This window comes from Paenibacillus sp. VMFN-D1, from assembly GCF_003386155.1.
GTDB lineage: Bacteria > Bacillota > Bacilli > Paenibacillales > Paenibacillaceae > Paenibacillus_AQ > Paenibacillus_AQ favisporus.
On record NZ_QRDU01000003.1, the window covers coordinates 255,837 to 281,583 of the forward strand.

The window sequence follows — 25,747 nt, forward strand, 5'->3', positions numbered from 1 at the left end:
TTCCCTAAGAATCCTGGAGATCTTCCAGGAAGAAAGGAACCCTTAATGATGAGTAACCGATTTTGCGAGGAAAATGGGCTTACCCTATTTAAAACCAAGTCAGCCGGTTTGTAAACGCACTTTCATCGGGATGAATGTTTTCCAGAAAAATATTAATTCGTCAAATTAATCCCTAATCAGACAAAACTTTACTTCCATTACGCTTAATTACAAAGATACCAAATCCGTGCTTAAACGATTCAGCCGCTCCACGCCGTTCTCCGTAATCAGAAGCATATCCTCAATCATGATGGCTCCAATCCCGTAGCCGTAGTAAGGCGTCTCGATGCAGACGACCATGTTCGGCTCAAAAACCGCCGTCTCGGACGGGCTGATGAACGGCCCTTCCTCCGCGGCAAGGCTCAGCCCTGCGCTATGCCCCAGATGGCCCCGGTTGTACTGGCTCAGCCCCGCCGCACGGATGACGCTCATCCCCTCTTGGAATGCCGCCTTCATCGGCATCCCGGGCTCGATCGTCTGCAGCAGGCGGTCATGCCCGCGCCGGAGGGCCTCATAGATCCGCTTCGTGACATCCGCAGGCTCGCCCAGCACGAAGGTGCGGGCGATGTCCGAGCCGTAGCCGGCTACCTCGACGCCTACGTCAAACTTGATCACGTCCCCCGGCTGGCTTGGCCGGGTATCAAACACTTGTACAGGGGCAAAGTGGTCCCCGACCGAAATCATATGGAACCGCGGCGTCGAACCGTCCGGATTCCGCATCAGCGATCTCCGGAACGCATCCACGATCCCTGCGGCAGAAACGCCCGGCTCGATTTCGCGGACCGCGTACTCGACGCCTGCTTCCGCATAAGCGCATGCCCTGCGCAGCTGCTGAATTTCCCACGGCGTCTTGATCGCCCGAAGCCGCGTGAAGATCGGCCCCGCCTCGGCCAGCTCGGAAATGTCCGGGCACGCCTTGCGCAGCGCCATCACGGAAGAATGCCGCATCAATTCCAGCTCGGCCGCCATTCGCCCCCGGGAGATGCCGTACTCCTCCAGCACCTGCTGAAGGACGCCGAACATCTCCTCCGCCTGTGGGGACACCGGCCGCTTCCCTTGATAGCTGCCGCCTTTCAAATGAAGCGGATCATCCACGTCCACCCAAGTAGGATAGGTGCGAACCTCATACCGCTCAGAATCCCCGGCAAACCCGGCGGCTTCGAAATCGTTCATGATGACGACGGCCTTCCGCCCGGGATCGCGGAAATGAACCGCCAGCCCAACCTCGCTCATGCGCAGGGTATACATAAAGGCACTCTGATGCCCTGAGAGATAATAAAAATTTTCACTGCTGGTCGCGACCAGCGCGTCGATATTTTCACTGTCCATGATCCGCCGTACCCGCTCCGAAATCATGTCCAGATGCTGATGATGATCATTCATGCTGCGCTTCAACTCCTTCGGATCAGGCTGTCCTGTCTCCGTATTTCCGTTCTTAAGTCCGTGTATCATCGTTTATATTCCAGCCTTAGACCGGCTCCTGCGCCATCTGGCGAAGGAACTTGCGCGCCCGTTCCGTCTTCGGTCCGGCGAAGAAATGCTCCGGCGCCCCTTCTTCCTGAATGATGCCTTCGCTCATAAACACGATCCGATTCGCCACTTCCTGCGCGAATTTCATCTCATGCGTAACGACGACCATCGTCATTCCTTCTTCCGCCAGCTGCCGCATCACCTGCAGCACCTCGCCGGTCAGCTCCGGATCCAGCGCCGATGTCGGCTCGTCGAACAGCATGATCTTCGGCTCCATCGCCAAAGCGCGGGCGATCGCCACCCGCTGCTGCTGCCCGCCGGACAGCCGCGAAGGATACTCGTCCCTCTTCTCCGCCAGACCGACTTTGCCAAGCAGCTTTTCGGCAATGTCAACCGCCTGCTCCTTCGGCATATTTTTCACCGTCATCGGGGCCATGATCACATTGTCCAGGACGGTGAGGTGAGGGAACAGATTGAACGACTGAAACACCATGCCTGTCAGGCTGCGCAGCTCGTGGATCGCCTTTTTTCGCTCTTTGGCGCGCATCGTGGCCTCAATATTAACGCTGTCGATGCGGACCGAGCCGGCATCAGCCTGTTCCAGGCCGTTCAGGCACCGGAGCAAGGTACTCTTGCCCGAGCCGCTGGGACCCAGGAGCACCACGATTTCGCCCTGCCGAATGTTCAGGCTCACATCCTTCAGAACCGATAACGATCCGAAGCTCTTGCTTAAATGGCTGACTTCGATCATGCCTTCTCCCTCCTTAATAAGCCTTGGACAGCTTCCGCTCAATGACGTTCAAAATCGCCGAAAAGCCTGTGCTCATCACCCAGTACATGACGGCGATAGCAAGGTAGAAAGGCATCGCCACGTAATACTGCGCAATAAGCAGCTGTGCCGATCGCAGCAGCTCTGTAACCGTGACGATGGACACGAGCGACGTTTCCTTTAAGATGCCGATAAACGTGTTGCCCATCGGCGGAATCGCCGCCCGGGCCGCCTGGGGCAGAACGACCTTGCGCATCGTCTGCCATGGTGTCAGCCCCAGAGTCAGCGCCGCTTCGGTCTGCCCTTTATCCACGGACAGAATCGCACCGCGGAAAGTTTCAGACAAATAAGCGCCGATATTGATGCTAAGCGCAATATATGCTGCCGTCAGGGGCCCCAGGGTAATCCCATAGTCGGGCAAGCCGAAATAAATGATGAAGATTTGCACGATAATCGGGGTTCCGCGGATGATGGACACATATACCCTGGCGATGCCGGCGATCAGCCGGTTTCCTTTTAACCGGGCGATGGCTGTGAACAGTCCGATAAACAGCCCAAAAAACATGGAGACGATCGTGATGAGCAGGGTGTAGTAGGCTCCCGTAAACAGAAAACCCAAATTATCCATTACCAATTTCATTTAAAACGGCCTCCCACAGCTGTAAGACTCAAAACTTAAAAGCTTGGATCGACGCCAAACCATTTTTGGTGGATTTCCTTCAGCGTTCCGTCGGTCTTCATTTCGTCCAGCGCTTTGTTGATTGCATCCAGCAGTTCCGGGTTGTTCTTGCGCATCGCGACACCGGCATAATCGTCCTTGATGGAATCGCCGACCGCTTTGATCTTCAGATGGTTCTGGTCGATAAGAGGCTTCAGGGCGAACATGTTGTTGATCGTTGCGTCAATCCGGCCCGTGTTCAAATCCATCAGAGACGAAATGACGTCGTTGTATGTCGCGATTTCGAACTTGCCGACTTTCGGCATCGCTTCGTCGCGCAGGTATTTCTCGTCATTGGTGCCAAGTCCGACACCGATCTTTTTGCCTTTGAAGTCGTCGATCGACTTGATCGTATCGTTGTCGCTCTTCACGACCACATTTACGGAGTTCTTGATGTAAGGCTCCGAGAAGTCCATCGTTTTCTTCCGGTCATCCGTGATCGTCACCTGGCTGATCAGCACATCGTATTTCCCCTGCTGCAGCCCTTCGATCAGGCCCGAAAATTCGCCGGTAATGAACTCAGCCTCAACCCCGAGCTTCTTGGCGATCGCTTTGGCGATGTCGGCGTCGTACCCGTCTACTTCCTTCTTGTCATTCAAGAAGTTATACGGGGCATACGTACCCATCAAACCTACCTTGATTTTTCCGTTCTTCTTGACCTGCTCAAGCAGATTGCCAGCCGACGAAGACGCCTGATTGCCGCTTCCTCCGGAAGCATTGCTGCCCGATGACGCCTGATCTTTGCCGCAGCCGGCCAATACCAGAGCGATAACGGCGATCAGCGACAGCGACATAAATAGTGATTTGACTCGAAACTTCATTTCTATAATCCCCCTTATAATAGGTTGTAATATTTAACCCAGCAGCCCGCGGAACTCGAACCGGGCCGTTTCTTCGGCAATCTGCGATGCGGTGTACACCGGCTCGTAGTCAACGTCATGCAGCGGACCGAACAACCATTTGGTCAAAACGCCCGTGATGAGCGACACGAGAATGTTCACGCGCAGCGAAACGTCCGTAAACTGCGGCAGCATGCCCAACTCTATAGCGCGGAGCACATTTTTCTTAAAGGCCTCTTCAAACGCGATCCACACTTCCGATACCGCCGAGCGGACCTTGGGATCAGCGCCCTGCCCCTTGATCAGCAGAAAAGCCATCAAATTCCGGTTTTCATTGGCAAACTCGAACAGGTTGGTCAGCAGGTTGGCTGAGGAATTCACCATGTCGTCTACAGATCCCGCATGCTTGCGGTATCCCTGTTCAATGACCTCGACCAGCTTGTCCCGACCGTTCTCCACCAAACGGATGGCCATCTGCTCCTTCCCGTCAAAATACCAGTAGAACGTCCCCTGCGAGACGCCGGCCGCCTTCACCACTTCCGATATCTTTGTATTATGGTAACCTTTGCGTGCAAACAGCTCGAGGGCGGCCTGCCTCAGCTCCTGCTCGCGCTGCGGTTCCTCATTAGTTTGCGATGGCAGAATCAAGACCCCTTTCATCACTTGACTGACGAGTCAGTTAATTTAATTCCGATGGGTTTACTATAGTATATGAAGCCTTTGGGGTCAAGCGTAATTTCTTCCTCGCCAGCAGCTCTGCGCCTATTGAGAAGCGTTGAAGAAGCAAAAAAAGAGCTGCTTAGCGCAGCTCCTTTCAGACGATCAATATTCCCGGGTTATAGGCTAATAGCTCCTCTTTAATCTTGTTGTACCTTTTAAACGCCATGGTGCAGCATTTGGAGCCTTTTTGGATTTCCGGCTCAAAATACGCCTTCTTGTACACGCTGTCGATCAGCATAATCCTGTCCACGTTGACGAGGTTCCGGTCCACATTGCGGAACGTATACCCGCTCGCGCTCAGCATGCCGGACCAGTATTTGAGCGTGCCGTTCATATAAAACTGCTCTTCCATCGTATGAACGACAACCCGGTCTGCCGGAATGCTGAATTCCATGAACAAAATATCGTGTACCCGAAGATTGACGATGCCTGATTCCCCTTCAATATCTCGTGAAACCGTAAGATATTGCATCTGAATCAGCTCCTCCATTTCACTTCAGCAGTTCCTCTGGCGTCTCACCGCTGTAAATATACACAGGACTGGCAACACTTACGAGATACACAGCTACCAGCGTTAATGCCGAAGCAATGGCTGTGAATGTGCTGTGCTTAACTTTGCTGATCAGTGACATGGCGTTTCACCTCCTTTCGGTGGATCAGGCTGAGGGCTTGGACGAAGAAGACGACGGCAAGCGTCTGCGACTGGATCAGGACGTTGGCCAGTACAATGAGGACTCCGATCACCCGCAGCTTGGAGTAATGCCTGCGAGGTATTCTGGATTGTTTTTCGATTTTGCACGGAGCAAATACAGCCACAAGCACCATGCTGAGAACGTTCAGTACTTGAACATAGAAGGCGGACAGCTCGATGAACGACACCAGGGTGAACAAGGCGGTGGTGACAAGCACGCACCATTCACCGGTTTTCAGATGAATACCGCCCGTGAATTGGCGCAGCAGCGCAAATCCGATCAGCGCTATCGCCGCGCGGGCCATATGCCCTGTGAAGAACGCGATCAGCAGCGTGAGGGCGATAATCAACACCACGTTCAGAATGACGGCAATCGCATGTTTGAGGATGTTCACCGAGGATTTATGATCCGGAACCTGCCGCTTGATCCCTTCAGCGATTCGTACGGCGGCCGTTTCAATCAGCATGGATATCCTCCTCCTCCTTGCGGATGGTGTAATACAAAAAGAGGCCGAACGTGCAGGCGAAAAACAGAACGTTGATCCATACCTTGTTGTAATAGAAAATAAATTCCACCGAGACGAGCGTGACCATAATCAGCAGCACCAGCACGATGTGCTCTTTCTTGAAGCGCAGCCTTTCAAAGTCAAAGGCGAACCCGATGCCAAACTTGTACATGAGCCACGATACCCCAAGTCCCGTTAACGCCGAGACAACCTGCAAGCTGTAAGAGTTAACGTCCGTGGCGCTGGCTTCCTGAACCGATCCGAACAACCAGAGCACATAGACGGTCTGAATGAGCGCATACAGCGCATAACCCAGAATCGTGCAGATGGCCGACCAGGCCAGAGGGATTTTCATCACGGTCGTATACAGCAGAATGTAAATCAGAATCGTGATTAACGGTGCTGAAAACGACAGCGACAGCTCGTCCCTCATAACATAGCTCTGCACATTCGCCAGCAGCGTGACACACAGAGCCTGCCACAAGTAATCCGAGGTTTTGAACCTAAACAGCGACATCGTCAGCGAATAGATCGCAAATGTCTCCAGCGTTGAAAAAAACATGAAGCCGAGAGCTTCCACCTAACTTCCTCCTACTACCGTACCATTCCTATGTTTGACTATTCTTCCGTTATTCTCACGGTTCACAGGCGGCGGCCAGCATCCATACGCCGAGGGACTCCCCCGGTGCATTTCGCTTCCCTAATATATTTTATAAATTGGAATTTTCTACTTACTATAAACATACGACGTTGTCGATAAAAACGAAAGATGGAATTTTATGTTTTAGCGAATTTTTTTACGACATGTTCCCGGTTAAATCGACACAAACCCTTTTTATTTGAATGCGCTTTCAAAAAGGGTGGTAGCTCGCCGCTCTGGAGGCCGTCTCATCCGGCAGCAAATCCACGTAATGCGCTCCGCACTCATCGCATCCCGCCGCCAGCCGGTGAGTGTGCATATAGTATCCGGTCTTCAGCACCTGTCTGGCCTCGTGCTCCTTCACGAGCTTGCCGCATCCCATACAGTAAATCCGGTCTTCGAAACATGATTGATTCATATAGGTAAACTCCCTTCGATCTATTTCTTTTCACCTCTATAACATATACTTCATGCGAATGCGAATCCCTCCCCATCCGGTACTTTTTATCCAAGGGAAACCTTTCCTGATTGTACGTGAATTGGGCCCGGTGCACTCTGAAGCTACAGCCAGCCTCCAGATAAAAAAGGCACAGCCTGCATGCTTGATGCGAAAGCTGTGCCCTTCTGTTTTTCTTTTGTTCAAAAAAACCAACCCGTCAGGGCAGAGCGCCCGTGGGGAAGAAGCCCCCACGCCCTGCTTACCCTTTGCTCGCTCCCGATGTTAAACCGTCTACCAGCAGGCGCTGCAGGAAAATAAAGAGGATCGTGATCGGCACCGCGATCAGAACCGCCCCTGCGGCGAAGGTAGTAAAGTTCGTATTCTGATTTGTGCTGACCATGTCGAACAATCCGACCGCCAGCGTCCAATTTTCTTTCGTCCGCAGCACGAGGCGGGCAAAGATGTAGTCCACCCATGGGCCGACGAACTGCGTCAGCGCCATGTAGGTCAGCATCGGCCGGGACAGCGGCAGAATAATGCGGCTGAAAATCGTCCAGTTGCTCGCTCCGTCGATCTTTGCCGCCTCGTCCAGCGTCCGCGGGATCGTGTCAAGAAAGCCCTTGGCGATAAAGGTGCCGCCTAGCGGGGCTCCCGCCGCATACACGATAATTAAGGCAAGATGCGTATCCAGCAAATGCCACTCCTTCAGCAGCAGGTAAATGGCGATCATGCTCATGAATCCCGGGAACATGCCGAGGATGAGCACGGTCGACAAAGCCGTCTTGCGCCACTTGAAGCGGAAACGCGACACCGCATAGCTCGTGAGCAGGGTCAGGAAGACGCCGATGATCATCGAGCACACGGCTATTTTCAGGGTGTTCATGTACCACTGTCCGAACAAAATGCTGCTGGACGTAAACAGCTCCCGATAATGGTCCAGCGTGAACGCTTCCGGAAGAAGCGTCTTGCTGTAGAGCGATTTTCCCGGGCGGAAGGAGCCGAGGATGACCCAGAGGGCCGGATAGATCGAGCCGATGGCCATGATGATGAGAATGATGTAGCTGACCGTTAGCCGAACTGCTTTTCTGCCTTGACGTCCGCTCATTGGATCATATCCTCCTCTTTAAATGATTTGGTCCGCCGGTAATTGTAAATGGAGAATATGGCGATAATCAGGAAGATAATGATGCCGACGGCCGACGCCATATTGTATTTGTTCTGATCCAGCGTCAGTTTGTACAGCCAGGTCACGAGAAGGTCCGTCGCTCCCGCGTACTGATAGTCTCCGACCACCGGGTTCCCGTTTGTCAGCAGGAAAATCATGTTGAAGTTGTTGATGTTTCCGGCAAACTGCATGATCAGTGTCGGTGCCGTCGAGAAGAGGATCATCGGCAGCGTAACGATGCGAAACTTCTGATACGCGCTTGCCCCGTCGACTTCAGCCGCTTCGTACATGTCCTTCGGAATGGTCGTGAGCACGCCCATGATCAGGATCATCGAGACCGGAATGCCCACCCACATGTTGACGAGAATAACCGTCACCTTGGCCCAGAACGGATCGGTCAGCCAAGGAAGGCCGCCGAGCCCGAAATAGCCGAGGTACTGGTTGATCGGCCCGAACTGGCCGTTAAACATATTCCTCATGACGAGCAGCGAAATCAGCTGCGGAATGGCATAAGGGATAACCAGGATCGTCCGCCACATGCCCTTGAATTTGATGCCCTGCTGGTTGATCAAAAGCGCAACGAGCAGGCCGCCCAAATACGTGGTCGCCGTGGACAGAACCGCCCAGATAATGGTCCAAGTTAATACGCCGAAAAACGTATGGCTCCAGGTTTTCAGCGACACCAGATCTTTGAAGGTCTGGAATCCGACCCAGTCCACCAGCTTCGCCGGAGGGATATGGTTCGGTGCGGAATAGTTCGTAAAAGCCAGCATGATCATAAACAGGATCGGCATGATCGTAAAGAACAAGATGCCGAGCGCCGGCAGCGTCAAAAAGGCTTGGGCGAATTTATAATCCATCACAAATTTAATGGATTTGGCGAAACTGTTCGGGACTTGCCCGTTTTCCCGCTTGATCGCCGTATGATACGCGTCTCTGACGTTCATGACATATACGACGATAAAGATCAGCAGAAACAGCAGCGTGATCAAGCTTTGAATCATGATAAAGATGGAATGGTCGCCATCGATCCACTTGCCTTTCACGAGCAGACGCGGCGTATCCCCGAGTGACGTAATCCCCCAAAGCGCTCTTCCCAAATTGTTGATGAAGTAGTAAATGCCAAAAGCCTCGATCAGGAGGAACAAGATGCCTTTGATCCATTGGCGGTTATAGATTTGTCCCAATCCCATGCTGATAATCGACAGTAAAGCGGCTTTGCCGCGGAGCCTGTTCATCGTATCCTCTTCTCCTCTCCCCGGGTCAACGGAAGCACCCCCGGAGGGTACTGCTTCCAAGAAGACAGGCCGCGCTTTCCCGGCCCTGTTCCTTGGCGATACCGGCAGCCAAAGCGTGCGCGCTTTCCAGCGGTACCGGTATGTCAGGGAATGACCCGCCGCGGTTGATGGCGGCGGGTCATACTTCCATTCATAACGTTTGCCTTACCTGGCAGCGGTGCGCCGATGCCTTACTTGGTTGCGCCGTTGTTCAGATCTTTGATTTGCTGTGCCGCTTTATCCATCGCTGCCTTCGGATCCGCGTTGTTGTCCCAAATTTCAGGCAGCGCGGCGTTCACCGGACTCCATACGTTGCCCATTTCCGGGATGGAAGGCATCGGCTGGGAGTTTTTCGTCTGCTCCGCAAAAGCCGAAATGTACGGATCGTTTTTGATTTGATCGGATTCCAATGCTTCTTTGTTCGTCGGGATGGAACCAACCTTCGTATTCAGCAGCAGCTGAGCGTCCTTGCTGGAGGCGAAGTTCGCGAACAGTTGAGCTGCATTCGGATACTGCGTAAAGGAGTTGACGTACCAGGCTTTGATGCCGGAGAACGAGATTGCCGCTTTGCCGCCAATCGTAGGGATCGGAGCTACGCCAAGGTTGTCGCCGAGCGCCTGCTTGTAGCCGGCAAGCTCCCACGGACCGTTGATGTCCATCGCCACGTCACCCGCGTTGAACAAGCTGCGCTTGATGTCCGGCGAAATGTCGCCGCTCTTCACCGGAAGGATTTCCTTCAGCTGCACATAGGTTTTCAGGCCTTCGACCGCGCCTTCGCTGTTGAGGCCGATATCGTCTTTATCCGTACCATCTTTACCGAAAATGTATCCGCCGGTCGTTGCGATAAACGGATAGTTGAAGTACATGTTGCCCGTTTCCCACATGATGCCGTATTTCTTCTTGGCTTTGTCGGTGAAGGTTTTGCCGAACGCAATGACGTCATCGAACGTCTTTGGCGCTTCCTTCACAAGGCTCTTGTTGTAATACAGGGCGTACGTTTCGGCCGCTCTCGGGTAGCCGTACAGCACGCCGTCATAGGTAACGCCTTGAATCGAGGCCTCCGTGTTGTTTTTCACCGTTTCGTCCTTGAACGCATCGTTGGCGAGCAGCAGTCCCGCTGCCGCGGCTCTGCCCAGGTTATCGTGAGGGAACATCACGATGTCGGCTGCAAGCCCCGACGGACCGTCCTGGGACAGCTTCGTTACCTGATCCGTTGCGGCTACCTCTTCAATCTTGACAGGTACGTTGTACTTTTCAGTAAACTGCTTGGCGATTTCGTCGGTAAAAGAGCGCTCCTCTTTGGACTCCCATACGACGAGGGAAGCCCCTTCTTCCGGCTGGAGGCTGTCGCCCGAAGCCGCTGTGTTATCCGACTGGCCGTCTGTAGCCGCCGTTTCGGTTGTTGTCGTGGATGGAGTTTGCTCCTCTGCCTTGCTGCCGGAGCTGCCGCACGCCGTAATCGAGAATGCCATGGTCAACGTTGCGACCAGCGCCATAACCTTTTTCATCTTCATTCCAAAATGAACCCCTCTCTGATCATTTACTCGTAACACTACTGACTTGTTGACTCCCTGTAATACCTGCTACTTTGCTGACTCCCTTGACTTACTGACTCCCTGTAATACCTGCTACTTTGCTGACTCCCCTTCATGCCTGATACCCCGTCGATTCCAATGAATACCTGATGCCCTGCCGACTCTCCTTGAGGATCTGCATACTTGCGCAAACGATTTCATAAACATGCCTAACTTCCCATTTGCAAGCGCCTTTCTCGGCACGTCATGATTGCATGCATGTTATGAAGCCCTTCCCGGACAATGATCGACTACGCAATCACATGGCAAGATCAGCGTAAATCCGCAGTTTTTTCAAGAATCATCGGTATTTCCTTTTTCGGAAGTTACCAAGTAAGCGCTTTAAACATGCGTTTATCATACACAACGTCTATATTTTTGTAAAAACGTTTGCACAATGTGTTTTTGCCCATTTATAGAATATAAACGGCAGTTTTCTTTATTATTCTTTCCATATCGCATTATATCTTTAAATTACATCGATTTTATTCCAGAACCACACTGGAATATGGAGGGAGGCGAAGCAAGTTTTGCTCTAAAACCGTGGATTTACTGCTGTTTTTAAGCACTTTTTCGATTCCTCCTCCCTGCCCTGCTTCGAGCTGGACTTGCTGCTCCTTGCCTGACAAGTTGTGCAACACTAGCACAGTTTGTTGTGCACTCCGGCGCATAAAGGACACCACAGCCGGATTGCCGGAGTCATAGCTCTGGATGTCGCCATCCCGCAATGCGGGAACGTCCTCTCTCCAGCGGATCAGGTCCCGATAGGTGGACAGCAGCGAGTCCGGGTCGGCCGATTCCGACTGGACGCTGATTCCTTTCGCTGCTTCTCCGGCGAGAAGCGGCTGTTCCCACGACGTCTGGCCGGGCTGAGGAGACAGATCGCTCCATACCATCGGTTCCCGGATCCGCTCGTCGGGCTTCACGCCGCGCATGCCGATTTCCTCGCCGTAATAAATAAACGGATTGCCCGGCAGCGTCAGCAGCAGCGCCGCGGCCATCCTCGCATGGTTCGGATTTCCGTCCAGCCGGCTCATTACCCGGTCCTGGTCGTGATTCGACAGAAAAATGGCGTCGGTGAACCGCCCTTGCGATTGTTTGCCGTAGAACTGCTGTGTCCGCTGCAGCGTAAAGGCAAGGTTGTTGTCCCTCTCGTCCTTCACCGCGTTCAGGATACTCTCCGCCAAGCTGAAATTAAACCCCGAATCAAAAGCCTGATCCAGATACGGCGAGATGGCAGCGGCCGAATTCTCCCATACCTCACCCACGATATAGGCATCCTTGTTCACCGGATTCATGCCGGTCCGGAATTCCTGCCACCACGCCGTGTTTTTGGCTGTGGCCGCCTGGCCCCGGTCACTCTGCAGGTTCTCGTAAATGTGTTTGGCGCCGTCCACCCGGAATCCATCCATACCGAGCTTCAGCCAATACTGCCCGATCCGGACGGCTTCCGCCCGCACCTCGGGATTATCGTAATTCAGATCCGGCATCCCTTCCCAGAACGTGGCCAGATAGTGGCTTCCGTTCAAGGCATGCCACGGACTGCCGCTGCCGGCCGCACTGACCCCGGTGGGACTGAGCTTCTGGTCTTCCGCCCACACGTACCAGTCCCTATATTTGCTGCCCGGATCCTTCGCAGCGCTGACAAACCAGGGGTGCTGCGTGCTGGTGTGGTTCAACACCAGATCCATGATAACCTTGATCCCGCGCTTGTGCGCCTCGGCGATCAGCTCCTGCAGATCTTCCAGCGTCCCGTAATCGGGATGAATGCCCTCGTAGTCGGTAATGTCATACCCATGGTAGCTGGGCGACGGCTGGATCGGCATCAGCCAGATGCCGCCGACACCGAGATCGTCCGTCGTATCCGGATTGCCGTCGTTCAGGTAATCCAGCTTTTGTGTCAGCCCCTTCAAATCGCCGATACCGTCCCCGTTGGAATCATAGAACGAGCGGACGAACACCTCATAGAACACGGTCGATGGCTGCTCGTCAACGGCCGTGGCGGCAGATCCGCCACGCTGTTCCCCTGCTGTGGTTCCCGTTCCCGGCTGCCCCTGTTGTTCTGCGGTCTGGCTGCCAGCTCCTGCATCAGGCCGGCCTTGAGCCCCGTTGTCATTCGCAGCATGGTTCCCTGTGCTGCTGCATCCCGACAGCAGGGCAACCGCCATCAATACCGCCGTTACGCTTGCTGCCAGCCTCCGCAGTTGTTGTCCTGCCGGCATGCCCCATTTGTTTGTTTTCATGACATCCTCCTTTGCTTGATCCGGCATCCTTTGAGCAGAATGCTGCCGATCAGCCCCGTCAATCACCTGAAAGAAAGCGGATACAATTGCTGGCGAACTGGACTGACCCTGGGCAGCTTTCGGACGACACCGGTCTGTATGGAGAATACGACGGCTTAATTTCTATGAAAAGCTGGATTTATACCCGATTTTTCGTAATTTATAGCGATACATACTGTATTATCTTTCATTTTCTTGACTATTCTATCTATATCATGGTTTTTTTATAATATAGCCGCCCATTCCTGCTTGTAAAAAGTGCCTCAAGCCAGATCCCACCTGCTTCTTTCGCCGCTTCAGGTTGGATATTTACAAGCTCAGGGCTTTCGGCTAAGATAGCAATTGTAAAATAGCCAGCGTCTATGAGACGGCCGTTTCTCATTTACGATATAGTGCAAACGGTTCCACAGGAGGTAACAAATGTCTGTAACGATTAAAGATGTCGCCAAACGAGCGGGCGTTTCCCCCTCCACCGTCTCCCGAGTGCTGTCGAATAACTCCAGAATCAGCCGTGAAACGTCGCAGAAGGTACGGGATGTCATGGAGGAGCTCGGATACCACCCCAACATGACGGCCAAAAGTCTGGTTTCCAAGACGACAAGCAGCATTTGCGTCATTTTGCCCAAGCCCGCCGAAGAGCTGTTCCTGAATCTGTTCTTCATGGAATTGATCCGCGGTATCGTCACCCAAGCCAACCGCTCGGGATACGATGTGCTGATCAGTTCCGGAGGCAGTGAGAAGGAGGAGGTCGAGGCCGTCTCCCGGCTGCTGAACGGCAAGCGCGTTGACGGGGCGATCCTGCTCTATTCACGCAAAGAGGATCCGGTGGTCGATTTTCTGCGGCAGAACGGCCATCCGTTCGTGCTCATCGGACGCAGCGAGAAGTACCCGGACATCCTGTCCGTGGACAATGACAACGTTCAGGCCGCTTACGATGCGACCAAGCACCTGGTATCCCTCGGCCACCAGCGGATTGGTTTTGTCAGCGGGCCTCCGAATCACATCGTCTCGCGCGACCGGCTGAAAGGTTACACGAACGCTCTGAAAGAGACGGGTCTCGAGATGCGCAAGGACTGGATCGTCGAAGGCGAGTTTCTCCAGGAGAGCGGCTACCGGGCGATGTCGTTTTTCATGAATCTGCCGGAGCGTCCCACTGCCCTCGTGGTCATGGACGATCTTGTCTCGCTTGGCGTCCTGCGCGGACTTCACGAGCTTGGTTACCGTGTTCCGGACGACCTGTGCATCGTCAGCTTCAACAACATTTCCATCGCCGAACTGTCCACGCCGCCCATCAGCAGCATGGATATCGGCATCTATAACTTGGGCTACACCGCAGCCCAGGCGCTGATTCAGTCCATTCAGCACGACGGGGACCGGCAGTTCCAGAAGCGCCACATTATTCCCCACCGGCTGGTGGTACGGGAGTCGTCCATTTTTACGCCGCCTAAACCATCGTAAACGTATCAAAACCCTATGGAGCATCCCGGTGCTTCATTTCTTTTCACCTGTTTGTTCAAACGTTTGCGCAACTACATAAGGAGGAATGACAAATGACAGCTGCAGCTCCCATTAAAGCTTGCCTGTTCGATCTGGACGGGGTCCTGGTCGACACAGCCAAATACCACTATCTTGCATGGAAACGCCTGGCTGAAGAGCTCGGCTTTGTATTTACGCCGGAGGATAACGAGCGCCTCAAGGGTGTCAGCCGAATGGCGTCGCTGGACATTTTGCTTGAAGTCGGCGGGCTTGAGCTGGACGATGCGACCAAACCCGCGCTGGCCGACAAGAAAAACCGCTGGTATGTCGAGTATATTTCGCATATGGATGAACAAGAGATCCTTCCGGGAGCGCTCGCCTTCCTGCGGGAGCTGCGGGAGAACGGAATCCTCATCGCCCTGGGATCGGCCAGCAAAAATGCGATGACCATCCTGAACAACACCGGCCTTGTTCCGTATTTCGACGCGATCATCGACGGAACCAAAACGGCCAGCGCCAAACCCGATCCGGAGGTGTTCCTGCTCGGTGCCCGGGAGCTTGGCGCACAGCCGCAGGAATGCGTCGTGTTCGAGGATGCCGAGGCCGGCATTGAAGCGGCCAAGCGGGCCGGGATGCGCAGCATCGGCATCGGCTCGCCGGAAGTACTGGGCGCGGCGGATGCCGTGGTGCCTTCGCTGCAGGACATGACGACAGTCCGCCTGCTAGAGCTCGTTTCTCACCGCTAGGTTCCCCGAACCAGGCGGCGTTCGTGCAGCAAGGGGGCCTGCAAAGACCAAAATCAGGCCCCCCCTTGTCTTTCGCAGCACAATGGATATACGTCTCATAACAAGGGATTAATAATACTTTTTTCGAAGGAGCCAATTCATTATGAAGCAATATCTAACGTTGGACCCATGGAATATTATCGAGGAGCAGTACGATCCCCAGCAGCAGGAAATATCCGAGAGCGTCTTCAGCATCGGCAACGGATATATGGGCCAGCGCGCCAACTTTGAGGAGGCTTACAGCGGTCCGTCTCTGCAGGGAAGCTACATGGCCGGTGTCTACTATCCCGACAAAACACGGGTGGGCTGGTGGAAAAATGGATATCCCGAGTATTTTGCCAAGGTGCTGAACAGCACCAACTGGATCGGCATCGGCATCTCGGTTGATGGCACCGAGCTTGATCTCGCAGCCTGTCAGGTCAAGGCTTTCAGACGCGTGCTGAACATGAAGGAAGGTACGCTGTCGCGCAGCTTTACCGCCGCCCTGCCGAATGGGAAGGAGATTCGCGTCGAGGCGGTCCGTTTCGTCAGCCTGGCTCGGCATGAGATCGGAGCGATCCGTTATGCGGTGACGCCGCTGAACTTTAGCGGAACGCTGACCGTCACGCAGTACTTGGACGGCGATGTGCAGAACAAAGACTCAAACTATGACGAGAAATTCTGGGTCGAAGTGCACAAGGAAGTGACCGCGGACAACGCCGCACTAACGGTCCGGACCAAAAAGCTCGATTTTCACGTCACCTCGGTCATGACGTTTGAAATCCATCAGAACGGCGCCAAGCTGGCGCTGGAACCGGAGCAGATCGAGCAGGAGAAGTACGCCGGCTACCGCGTACAGGTGGAAGCCAAGCAGCATGAGGAGACCGTCATCTACAAATACGTAGCGAACGTGACCTCGCGCGACTACGGGTACGCCCAGCTGCTGGACGCCGGACGATCGGCGCTTCAGGAAGCTGCTGCTGCCGGTTTCGGGCATCTCTATGAGGAGCAGGTGCAGGCTTGGGCGGCCAAATGGCGCGAGAGCGACATCGTGATCGAAGGGGACGTGGCGGCGCAGCAGGCGATCCGGTTTAACATTTTTCAGCTGAACCAGACGTACACCGGCGAGGACGACCGGCTGAACATCGGGCCCAAAGGCTTTACCGGTGAAAAATACGGTGGCAGCACATACTGGGACACCGAAGCCTATTGCCTGCCTTTCTATCTGAGCACGGCGGATGCTGCAATCGCCCGCAACCTGCTGATCTACCGCTATAAGCACCTCGAGAAGGCGCGCGAGAACGCCCGTAAACTCGGCTTTGCCAAAGGCGCACTCTACCCGATGGTGACGATGAACGGCGAAGAGTGCCATAACGAGTGGGAGATTACATTTGAGGAAATCCACCGTAACGGAGCGATCGCCTACGCCATTTACAACTACGTCAACTACACCGGCGATGACAGCTACCTCGCCCAATACGGCGTGGAGGTGCTCGTTGAAATTTCCCGCTTCTGGGAAGAACGGGTAAACTACGTCCCAGCCAAGGACCAGTACATGATTCTGGGCGTGACCGGGCCGAACGAATACGAAAACAACGTCAACAACAACTGGTACACCAATCGGATCGCCTGCTGGACGATGGAATACACGCTGCAGGTGCTGTCCGACCTTCAGGCAAGCGACCCGGCACACTACGAGGAGCTGGTGGCCAAGCTGGCGCTGGCCCCCGAAGAAACGGCCAAATGGGGCGACATCCTTGCGAAAATGTATTATCCGGTTGATGCGGAGCGCGGTATTTTCCTTCAGCAGGACGGCTTCCTCGACAAGGATCTGACGCCGGTCAAGGACCTGGCCCCGTCGAACCTGCCGTTGAACCAGAACTGGTCCTGGGACCGGATCCTCCGCTCGGCGTACATCAAGCAGGCTGACGTGCTGCAGGGGCTGTTTTTCCTGGGGGACCGATATGACCTCGATACGAAAAAGCGGAACTTCGACTTTTACGAACCGCTGACCGTGCACGAGTCCTCCCTCTCCCCTTGCGTTCACTCGATCATCGCCTGTGAGCTGGGCTACCGGGAGAAGGCGTACGAAATGTATCTGCGCACATCGCGCCTAGATCTGGACAATTACAACAACGACACCGAGGACGGCTGCCACATCACCAGCATGGCCGGCACCTGGATGTCCGTCGTGCACGGGTTCGGCGGGCTGCGCGTCAAGGATGGAGTGCTGCACCTGAATCCGTTCAATCCGGGACATTGGAGCGCCTTCTCCTTCAAAGTAATGTTCCGCGGCGCGCGTCTCCAAGTAACGGTCGGCGAGCAGGATGTGACCGTGACCAATGAGACCGAAAATCCGGTCAGTATCAGCGTCTACGGGCGCGGCTATCAGCTCGGCGGGCTGGGTCATGTCCAGGTAGGCATCGCCAATCCGAGCAGCAGCGTAATTGTAGGCTGACATGGACAGTGCAGCGTAGGTGACATTGAGCAGTACAGAGTAACTGACATTGAACAGTGCAGATGTAAACTACATTGAGCATACTGTCTTGGACTAATATCAACTCCACCGCCGAAAAGCGGCCTGGCTTTATGAAGCCGGGCTGCTTTTTCCTATGCAAAGAGCGGGCGTTTGCCCTTGACAAGGGCAAACCCGAAGACTATGATGACAGTAAGTACTGACAGTCAGAACATGGAAAGTGGGCAGAGTCACATGAACGAAAACAACCAGTTATGCACCCAGGATAAGCTGATGCAGGCGGCAATCGATCTCATCTCCGCCAAAGGCTATGACGGGGTGTCCACACGTGAAATCGCCGCTGAAGCCGGGCTGAGCGAGAAGACGCTCTTCCGTCATTTCGGCAGCAAACAGAACCTGCTGGAGAAGGCGTATGACCGTTATTTGTACGCAGCTGAGATGCAGAAAATCTTCAAGGAAAATCTCACGGGAAATTTGCACGAAGACCTGCTTATGATCAGCCGGACCTATCATAAAATTATGAACCGTAACCGGAAGCTGGTTATGATCAGCATGCAGGTCGGAGATCATTTGCCAGGCTTTAGGAATAACACCCAGAACCACCCCCGACAACTTCATGAAATTTTGACGAATTACTTCAAGCACATGTCCGATCAAGGCAAGCTGTTCACGAAGGATCCGTCCCTGACGGCGGTTTCCTTTATGTGGATGAACCTCGGGGCCTTCCTCAATACGACCCATGCGGTCCAAACGTTTACGGATATCGAGATGGACGCCTTTATTGAGGAAAGCGTCCGGCTGTTCACCAGGGCGTTAACGCCTTAACTTTTATGAAAGAGTACCCCGGCGTGGCGTTGAACCCGCTGCTCGACCGCCAATAAGTGCATCTATTTCTTCAAATCGGGCGTATACCTTGGATATTAATGCCCTTTTGCAGTCAATAAAAGGCTTTGGGCTAAAAAAAGCGCATATTGCAGCGCTTTTCCGCACTATATGTCAGTAAGTGCTGACAGACATTTTCTCCGCCGCCGAATGGCTCCTCAGCTAATCACTTATCCGAAAGAAGGGAATAACGATGAAACCTACGCCCGAGTCCGTCCATCAAGGCAACAAACTGATCCAGATTCTCATGTTCACGCTGGTTATTTCGGTCATGAACGTTTCCATGTTCAATATCGCGCTGCCAGGCATCCGGGCGGAGTTTCACCTGAGCGCCGCCCAGGTCAGCTGGGTGTCCTCCGCCTACATGCTCGTCTATGCGGTCGGCTCCGTGACCTACGGAAAGTTGGCGGACAAATACGCCCTGAAAAAACTGATCACCATCGGGCTGATCGTGTTCGTGCTCGGCTCCGTCTTCGGGCTCGCCGCCGGCGCCTACTGGATGATCGTCATCGGCCGGGTATTTCAGGCGGCCGGATCGTCGGTGATCCCGGCGGCCGCCATGATCATCCCCGTCCGCTATTTCCCGCCGGAGACCCGGGGCCGCGCCCTCGGCAAGTCGGCGATCGGCCTCGCCGTCGGCAATACGCTCGCCCCCGTGGTCTCCGGGCTCATTATGGGCTACGCCGGGTGGCGCTGGCTCTTCTGCTTCTCGGTCCTCGTCCTGCTCACCCTGCCCTTTTACCGGAAATACCTTGACGATGCCAAGGAAAGCAGTGGGCGCATGGACGTTCTGGGCGGCGGACTGCTCGCCGCCTCGACCGGTCTGATCCTGTTCGCCTTGACCGGTGGAGGCTGGATTCCGGCAGCCGCCGGAGCGCTGCTGCTTATCCTGTTCGTCATCCGTATCCGCAAAGCAGCCGATCCGTTCGTGCAGCCCCGGCTGTTCCGGAATCTAAACTATACTTTTGGGATCGGCATTGCCTTTGTCATTTCCTGTATCGCTTTCTCGATCCCGTTCCTGATCCCGCAGCTGCTAACCCAGTCGAATCATCTGGACGCCAGTATCATCGGATTGATCATGATTCCGGGTGCCGCGGCTTCCGCGCTGCTTGGCTTCGCGGGAGGAAAGTTCGCCGACCTGAAGGGCAACCTCTTCGTCGTCTGCATCGCAGCCCTTCTTCAAATGATCGGTTTCTTTCTCCTCTCCGCCTTTGCCGGCATCAATGCCTGGATCATCGCCGTCGTGCTGATCTTCAGCAATGTCGGTCAGACCTTCATGCAGGTCGCGCTCTCGAACACCGTCTCCCGAACGCTGGCCAAGGAAGAGACCGGTGTCGGCATGGGGCTGCTCAGCATGCTGAACTTCATTGGCGCAGCGGTTGCCACCTCTGTGTACAGCAGCATTCTCGACACCGGCTCATCTGCCCATTGGAACCCGCTGAACACGTATCCGGGCAGCTATCTGTACAGCAGTATTTTCCTTGTGCTGTCCGTCATGATGATCATCGTTGCCGCCATCTACCTGCTCCGCTTTGGACGCAGCGCGGCACCGCAGCAGAACACCCGCGCCGGTATCGGCTCATAATTCGCCCCGCTGCTTGGCTCCGCCGCAAACCCCCATGCCGATCCGGGTACCTTGCGGGATCTCCTGGACATTCATAAATTTTCTATTAAACAAAAAAAGACGAAAGGCAGAAACTTCTCTGCTCTTTCGTCTTTTCCCTTTATATCCCGAATGGCATCTATAGATTGAAGCTTACGGAATCATAATTTGCTGTCCGACCTTCAATCCATGCACGTTCGTAATGCCGTTGACATGGGCGATAGTCTTCCAGTCCACACCGAACTTGATGCCGATGCGGTACAGGTTGTCACCCTTCTTGATGACGTATACTTTGCCGGTAGGCTTCGTTTCCGGTGCCGGAGCCGGTTTGGACGGCGTGGACGGTTTCGAAGGCTGCGCCGGCGTCGATGGCTCGGACGGCTTCGAAGGCTTCTCCGGTGTGGTTGCCGGAGGCGTCACTGGTGCCGTACCTGCCGTGCTGACCGACAAATCGAGTCCGTACTTGGCAAAGCCGTCCTCGGCCGCGGCGATGTATTTCATGTTTTTGCTGCTGGCCGCAAGGTCCTTCGCATCCGGAGAAGAGGTAAAGGTCACGTTCAGATTGGCATCCACCGGCGCAAAAGTCCAGTTGCCGTCAGCGGACGGGTTGATGGTTCCGTTGTCGCGGATGTAGTCGATGATGACCTGACGGTTTTCGTCCGGAGCGGCCATGATGATCCGCTTGCCGTCCGGGTTGGCGAGCTTCGAGGACGAAGCGCGGTAGTTGTTGGTCGCCACAACAAACTTCTGTTTCAGATCGATCGGCTTACCGTCGAACTGCAAATTTTTGATACGGTTTGCCGAAGGATTCACTACCGTGCCCTTTGCATCGTATTTGTTCGGCTGGGTCACATCGATTTGATACGTTACGCCGTCGATGACATCGTAATTGTATGTCGGGAAGTCCATGTTCACGAGCGGCTGCTCGGTCGTCTTGGAAGGATCGATCTGGTTAAACTGGCCTGCGGACCACTCCAGCCATTCCTTCACTTCGGCTCCCGTAACGACAACGGCATGCACGGTGTTCGGGTACACATAGAGGTCGGAGACATTCTTGATCGCGATTGTTCCGGCCGGAATGTTCGTATAATACGAAGCGCCGTTACGTCCGCCTGCCTTGAAAGGAGCCCCTGCCGACAGCACCGGAAGGTTTTCGTATTCGGTCCCCTTCAGGTTTTTCTCGACGTACCATTTCTGGGCGTTGGTGACGATTTGAATGGACGGATCGTCCTGTACGAGTGCAAAATAGCTATTGATCGGCGCACTGGTTTTGCCTACCGGTCCGCGTACATAATCGATTGTTGCATCATGCTCCGTTTTAACTGCGTTCACGATTTCCTGATCGGCGTCAACGAGCGCCTTTTTGTTCGCCGTATCGTAGATCGGGCGCGCTTCGGTTTTCGAGTCAACCACTTTCCACTTGCCGTCTACGTTCTCCAGGTTCAGGTCGATGATGCCGAGGTGATCGCCCCAGAATCCAGGTTCGACCGAAGGAACGCCGTTAATCGTTCCTTTCTCCAGGTCGACGCCGGTTTTGCCTTTAAATTCTGCGCTCGGGAACGTTTTATGGGCATGTCCGAACAGGATGGCGTCAATACCTTCCACCTTGCTCAGATACAGAACGGTATTCTCCATCAAAGGCGTCTCCGGAATATCCTCAAAGCCGGAGTGAGGAATGGCGACGATGACGTCGGCTCCTTCCTTCTTCATCTGCGGAATGAACTTTTTGGCGGTCTCAACCATGTCCTTCACGATGACTTTGCCTTCCAGGTTGGCTTTATCCCATTGGGAAATTTGCGGAGGAACGAATGCGATCACACCGACCTTGATCGTCTGCTCCTTGCCGTTCTCGTCCGTTACCTTTTTGTCCAAAATCGTATAAGGGGTAAAATAGTTCACGTCGTTGCTGTCATCCTTGTCCCCGTCGTCCTTGTAGACGTTGGCGTTGACAATCGGGAAGTTGGCTCCTTTTTCCGACAGCTTCAGGAAGTCCAGGCCATAGTTGAATTCATGGTTGCCGACGCCGCCGGCATCGTAATCCATCAGGTCCATCGCTTTGTAAACCGGGTGCACTTCGCCCTCTTTAAGCGGTTTCACTTTGGCCACGTAGTCGCCAAGCGGATTCCCTTGGATCAAGTCCCCGTTATCGAACAGCAGGCTGTTCTTCGCTTCGTTTCTGGCTGCCTTGATCAGGCTGGCCGTCTTGGCAAACCCGTATTCGTCAGTGGGCTTGTCCGCATAGTAGTCATAGTTGACCATGTTCACGTGCAAATCGGATGTTTCCATGATCCGCAGCTTCACCTTGGATCCGTTGCTGCTGCTGTCCGCAAATGCAGGCACCATTGGAACGGCGAGCACGTTGATCGCAACGGCTGCGGCGGTGATGCCTTTGAGGACTTTTTTACGGGACTTCGACATGTTACCCCTCCTAATAGATGTACATCGAGTACGGTGGGCAGAACAAATTTAACCCCTTTATTTAACTAACCATTGTTAAATTAAGTTCTGTCTACAAGAGTAGTTTATATCGATGTAACCTATGAAATAAAGACAAATACATCCAATTCCCAAAAAATAATGCCCGAGAACAAGGTCTCGAGCATCAGGGCGTATCACGGATCTATGAAAATGGTTCCAATTGCTTATGGACACAGTAAATCTACTCGATCCATTCGTGCTTTTCCCCGTCTTTTCCCGTATATTCTACACGGACGGGCGTAATTTCAAGCAGGACGTAATCCGGATCATCGGGACCGGTAAACTGCTTCTTGAATTCTTCCTTCCAGATCTGCTTGCGCAGGGAGTCCTCAGCCGTTACTCTGCAGGTTCCTTCAATCTCCACCACCTCCCGCGATCCCCCGATTTCATAGCCAAGCAGCAGGGAAACGTGAGGGTTTCCCTCCAGTTCCTCGACTTTATGCGTCTTGCGGTCGGTGACCAGATGGATGCTGAGGCCCTGATTATATAAAGCCATATACCGCTGCTTCGGCCGGTTGCCTTCCACTGTGGCAAATGAGCAAAACTGGTTGTGATCCAGTATTTTGGCCAGATTTTGTTCCAGGATGATTTTCGCTTCCATCTCTAGATGATCCGCTCCTTTCTGCTTCGTGTTGTCCATGGGCGCAGCCCGTATCCATAGTGTACCCTGTCCGGTATAGGATGAACCTTGGAACACGTCAGCTTTTATCCAAGAATAGGCATGACGTGCCCTGAATACCTTGTTATGATGGAGATACCGGCCGTTATCCGGCTTGTCCGCACCAAGAATTTAATACTGTAAAGGAGTTCCTCATGAAACGACTCATTTGGATAGGATGTCTATCCTATTTTCTGATCGGCCTGGCGCATGTCGTGCTGGGATCGGTCCTTCCCGTGCTGCTGGAGCATTATCACCGCGAATACAGCGAAGGCGGGACGCTGATCTTCACCCAGTTCGCCGGTTTTCTGGCCGGTGTGCTCGTATCGCCGTGGCTGAACCGCCGTTTTGGTAAAAGGGGCGGTCTGCTGATCGCCATCGGCCTGCTTACGGCCGCCGAGCTGGTCTATACCCTGCTGCCGCCTTGGGAATGGCTGTACGCCATTGCCGTGTGCGCAGGCTTTGGTTTCGGCATGATCGAAGCGGTGATCGGGACCATTATTATTGCGGCGATTACCGATAAAACCGCTGTGGCGATGAGCCGCCTGGAGGTCTTTTTCGGGGTCGGGGCCATGGTCATGCCGCTGATCGCAAGCGGCTTCATTACGGAGGGCTGGTGGAGGTTTTCGTTCCTCGTCATTTCGCTGATCGCCCTCGTCACGCTGCTGTTCTGGTCGAAGGCCTCCTTCGGTGAAATCGATGCCGTGCTGAGCGCCAAAGGGCCTGCCGCTTCTGTATCGGGTCAAGAGCAATCTTCGGCCAAACGCTTCCCTTATCAAGGCGGAGCCTTCGGTATTCTCGTCCTCTTTATCGTATTCTTCTTTCTGTACGTCGGCACCGAGATGAGCCTGGCCAACTTTATGCCCGCCATCCTGATTGAGAAAATGGGCATGAAGGAAGCCGCCGCGGCGCTCAGTGTCACCTGCTTCTGGATCGCGATGTCCGTCGGCCGGATCTTTGCCGGCGTCGTCGCCGAAAAGATTCATTACCGGGTCTACGTGCTGTTCAGCTGCCTCATCACCCTGGTGCTGCTGATCGTGTTCCCGCTGATGGGCCAGGTATGGTCGGCTTTCGCGGTCATCCTGCTGCTTGGGCTGTTCATGTCGGGGATCTTTTCGATTGCGCTCGTATTTGCGAGCAAGCTGCTGCAGGGCAGCGAAGAATCGACACCCAGCATTTTGATCGCCTCCGGCGGCGTCGGCGGAGCCATCCTGCCGCTTATCATGGGCTGGAGCCTGGACCATCTGGAAGTAAACCAGTCGGCTTGGATGCTCGCGGTGTTCACCGCCGGCATGGTCGTGCTCAGCTTTGCGGCTTTCCAGCTGCAGCGGCGGAAGCTGGTTCACCAGAGCGGACTGCAAGGGTCGTCAGGTGCAGGAAAATAAGCTATTCAATTAAAAGTGGGCCAGCCGGTCCGCTTTTTTTATTTTTGTATAACCCCTAAAAATATATTTACAGGTTATAAAAATGCAGTTATACTCCAGTTATAACTTGTAATAAAAATTTTAGTGGTTATACAAAGGAGATGGATGACATGGAACTTCAAAAGCTTCCTTGGGCAGGCATTCGAGTGACGGCAGGAGCCACATCGGTGGTCATTGACCCGCTTTATCATTTTCCGGAAAGATACGGCCAGTCTCACGAAGCGCTCTTCCCGCTTAAAGAATACGGCCCGGCAGATGCGGTGCTGATCACCCATGAGCATACGGATCACTTTGATCCACAGGCCATCATCGATGCCTATGGGGTTGACATTCCCGTGTACCTCCCGCAGGAGAGCGTCCTCCTTGCCGAAAATAGCGGCCTCAACCGCGTAATCGGTGCTTCCGTCGGCGATGCCTTCCAAATCGGTGCGCTGGGCGCAACCGCCACGTACTCCGTCGACGGGGTCGGAGACGTGCAGATCGCCTGGGCGTTGAGCGACGGCGAGCACCGCCTGCTCCACTGCGGAGATACGCTGTGGCACGGCTACTGGTGGAAAATTGCCGCGGCTCATGGCCCATTCGATGCGGTATGCCTGCCGGTGAACGGTGCCGTTCTGGAACGTCCTGATCGTCAGCCGCCCAGCGGCATGCCGATCACGCTGCTTCCGGAACAAGCGGCCGCGGCCGCACGCGTTCTCGGGGCCAAACGGCTGGTGCCGATCCACCATACCGCCATCCACCATCCGCCTGTATACCTGCAGACTCCCGATTGGCAAAATCGCCTGCGGGCTGCAGTTGGTGATACAATGGACATAGCATTCCTGAACACAAAGGAAACGATTACTCTATAAAGGATG

The 25,747-nt window shown here is 54.2% G+C and carries 23 protein-coding genes; 7 read left to right on the top strand and 16 right to left on the bottom strand.

Annotation, left to right across the window (positions count from 1 at the left end):
- Positions 1-207: 207 nt before the first annotated feature.
- The 14 genes from C7820_RS22215 to C7820_RS22280 all read right to left on the bottom strand — a co-directional run bounded on the left by C7820_RS22215 (position 208) and on the right by C7820_RS22280 (position 13,090).
- Positions 208-1,422, bottom strand: a complete 1,215-nt coding sequence (locus tag C7820_RS22215; protein ID WP_116233134.1) for a M24 family metallopeptidase — start codon at positions 1,420-1,422, stop codon at positions 208-210.
- 85 nt (positions 1,423-1,507) lie between these two features.
- On the bottom strand, positions 1,508-2,260 hold the full coding sequence (locus C7820_RS22220) for an amino acid ABC transporter ATP-binding protein (RefSeq protein ID WP_116232895.1): 753 nt from the start codon (positions 2,258-2,260) through the stop codon (positions 1,508-1,510).
- A gap of 13 nt (positions 2,261-2,273) precedes the next feature.
- A complete protein-coding gene (locus tag C7820_RS22225) occupies positions 2,274-2,918 on the bottom strand; it encodes an amino acid ABC transporter permease (RefSeq protein ID WP_076172728.1) in 645 nt (214 codons plus the stop codon).
- A gap of 35 nt (positions 2,919-2,953) precedes the next feature.
- Positions 2,954-3,817, bottom strand: a complete 864-nt coding sequence (locus C7820_RS22230; protein ID WP_116232896.1) for a transporter substrate-binding domain-containing protein — start codon at positions 3,815-3,817, stop codon at positions 2,954-2,956.
- 33 nt (positions 3,818-3,850) lie between these two features.
- Positions 3,851-4,477, bottom strand: a complete 627-nt coding sequence (locus C7820_RS22235) for a TetR/AcrR family transcriptional regulator (RefSeq protein ID WP_258875371.1) — start codon at positions 4,475-4,477, stop codon at positions 3,851-3,853.
- 172 nt (positions 4,478-4,649) lie between these two features.
- The gene (locus C7820_RS22240) at positions 4,650-5,027 is read right to left on the bottom strand and encodes a LytTR family DNA-binding domain-containing protein (protein WP_181909159.1); all 378 of its coding nucleotides are present in this window, start codon (positions 5,025-5,027) and stop codon (positions 4,650-4,652) included.
- 19 nt (positions 5,028-5,046) lie between these two features.
- On the bottom strand, positions 5,047-5,187 hold the full coding sequence (locus C7820_RS22245; protein ID WP_089549203.1) for an AgrD family cyclic lactone autoinducer peptide: 141 nt from the start codon (positions 5,185-5,187) through the stop codon (positions 5,047-5,049).
- Positions 5,165-5,713, bottom strand: coding sequence for an accessory gene regulator ArgB-like protein (locus C7820_RS22250; protein WP_258875347.1), 549 nt, complete (start codon positions 5,711-5,713; stop codon positions 5,165-5,167). Before C7820_RS22250 ends, C7820_RS22245 begins: the two co-directional genes overlap by 23 nt.
- Positions 5,703-6,332 carry a hypothetical protein gene (locus tag C7820_RS22255; protein WP_089549204.1) on the bottom strand — a complete coding sequence of 210 codons (630 nt, stop codon included), beginning with the start codon at positions 6,330-6,332 and terminating at the stop codon, positions 5,703-5,705. Before C7820_RS22255 ends, C7820_RS22250 begins: the two co-directional genes overlap by 11 nt.
- 271 nt (positions 6,333-6,603) lie before the next feature.
- Positions 6,604-6,810, bottom strand: coding sequence for a hypothetical protein (locus C7820_RS22260; protein ID WP_105445776.1), 207 nt, complete (start codon positions 6,808-6,810; stop codon positions 6,604-6,606).
- A 280-nt stretch (positions 6,811-7,090) separates the two neighbouring features.
- Complete coding sequence (locus C7820_RS22265; protein WP_076172723.1) at positions 7,091-7,936, bottom strand: sugar ABC transporter permease; 846 nt, start codon at positions 7,934-7,936, stop codon at positions 7,091-7,093.
- Positions 7,933-9,234 (bottom strand): sugar ABC transporter permease, encoded by a 1,302-nt coding sequence (locus C7820_RS22270; protein ID WP_076172722.1) that lies wholly within the window; start codon positions 9,232-9,234, stop codon positions 7,933-7,935. Before C7820_RS22270 ends, C7820_RS22265 begins: the two co-directional genes overlap by 4 nt.
- 230 nt (positions 9,235-9,464) lie before the next feature.
- Positions 9,465-10,787 (bottom strand): sugar ABC transporter substrate-binding protein, encoded by a 1,323-nt coding sequence (locus tag C7820_RS22275; RefSeq protein ID WP_076172721.1) that lies wholly within the window; start codon positions 10,785-10,787, stop codon positions 9,465-9,467.
- Between the two features lie 545 nt (positions 10,788-11,332).
- Complete coding sequence (locus C7820_RS22280) at positions 11,333-13,090, bottom strand: alpha-amylase family glycosyl hydrolase (protein WP_258875348.1); 1,758 nt, start codon at positions 13,088-13,090, stop codon at positions 11,333-11,335.
- Positions 13,091-13,549: 459 nt separating this feature from the next.
- On the opposite strand from C7820_RS22280, the gene C7820_RS22290 reads away from it, so the two are divergent.
- The 5 genes from C7820_RS22290 to C7820_RS22310 all read left to right on the top strand — a co-directional run bounded on the left by C7820_RS22290 (position 13,550) and on the right by C7820_RS22310 (position 20,312).
- Positions 13,550-14,587, top strand: a complete 1,038-nt coding sequence (locus C7820_RS22290) for a LacI family DNA-binding transcriptional regulator (RefSeq protein WP_116232899.1) — start codon at positions 13,550-13,552, stop codon at positions 14,585-14,587.
- A gap of 92 nt (positions 14,588-14,679) precedes the next feature.
- Entirely contained in the window at positions 14,680-15,351 is a 672-nt protein-coding gene (gene pgmB, locus C7820_RS22295) for a beta-phosphoglucomutase (protein ID WP_116232900.1), read from the top strand.
- Between the two features lie 142 nt (positions 15,352-15,493).
- Complete coding sequence (locus C7820_RS22300; protein WP_116232901.1) at positions 15,494-17,827, top strand: glycoside hydrolase family 65 protein; 2,334 nt, start codon at positions 15,494-15,496, stop codon at positions 17,825-17,827.
- Positions 17,828-18,079: 252 nt separating this feature from the next.
- Positions 18,080-18,670 carry a TetR/AcrR family transcriptional regulator gene (locus tag C7820_RS22305; protein ID WP_116232902.1) on the top strand — a complete coding sequence of 197 codons (591 nt, stop codon included), beginning with the start codon at positions 18,080-18,082 and terminating at the stop codon, positions 18,668-18,670.
- A 250-nt stretch (positions 18,671-18,920) separates the two neighbouring features.
- Positions 18,921-20,312 carry an MFS transporter gene (locus C7820_RS22310; RefSeq protein ID WP_116232903.1) on the top strand — a complete coding sequence of 464 codons (1,392 nt, stop codon included), beginning with the start codon at positions 18,921-18,923 and terminating at the stop codon, positions 20,310-20,312.
- Positions 20,313-20,483: 171 nt separating this feature from the next.
- Here the strand turns inward: C7820_RS22310 and C7820_RS22315 are convergent, their stop codons facing one another.
- Positions 20,484-22,748 (bottom strand): bifunctional 2',3'-cyclic-nucleotide 2'-phosphodiesterase/3'-nucleotidase, encoded by a 2,265-nt coding sequence (locus C7820_RS22315; protein ID WP_116232904.1) that lies wholly within the window; start codon positions 22,746-22,748, stop codon positions 20,484-20,486.
- Positions 22,749-22,989: 241 nt separating this feature from the next.
- The gene (locus tag C7820_RS22320) at positions 22,990-23,448 is read right to left on the bottom strand and encodes a pyridoxamine 5'-phosphate oxidase family protein (RefSeq protein ID WP_258875349.1); all 459 of its coding nucleotides are present in this window, start codon (positions 23,446-23,448) and stop codon (positions 22,990-22,992) included.
- A 173-nt stretch (positions 23,449-23,621) separates the two neighbouring features.
- Here C7820_RS22320 and C7820_RS22325 point away from each other — a divergent pair, with 173 nt between their 5' ends.
- Together C7820_RS22325 and C7820_RS22330 are read left to right on the top strand one after the other, a co-directional pair.
- Positions 23,622-24,851, top strand: coding sequence for an MFS transporter (locus tag C7820_RS22325; RefSeq protein ID WP_116232905.1), 1,230 nt, complete (start codon positions 23,622-23,624; stop codon positions 24,849-24,851).
- 149 nt (positions 24,852-25,000) lie between these two features.
- Entirely contained in the window at positions 25,001-25,741 is a 741-nt protein-coding gene (locus C7820_RS22330; RefSeq protein ID WP_116232906.1) for an MBL fold metallo-hydrolase, read from the top strand.
- Positions 25,742-25,747 lie beyond the last annotated feature (6 nt).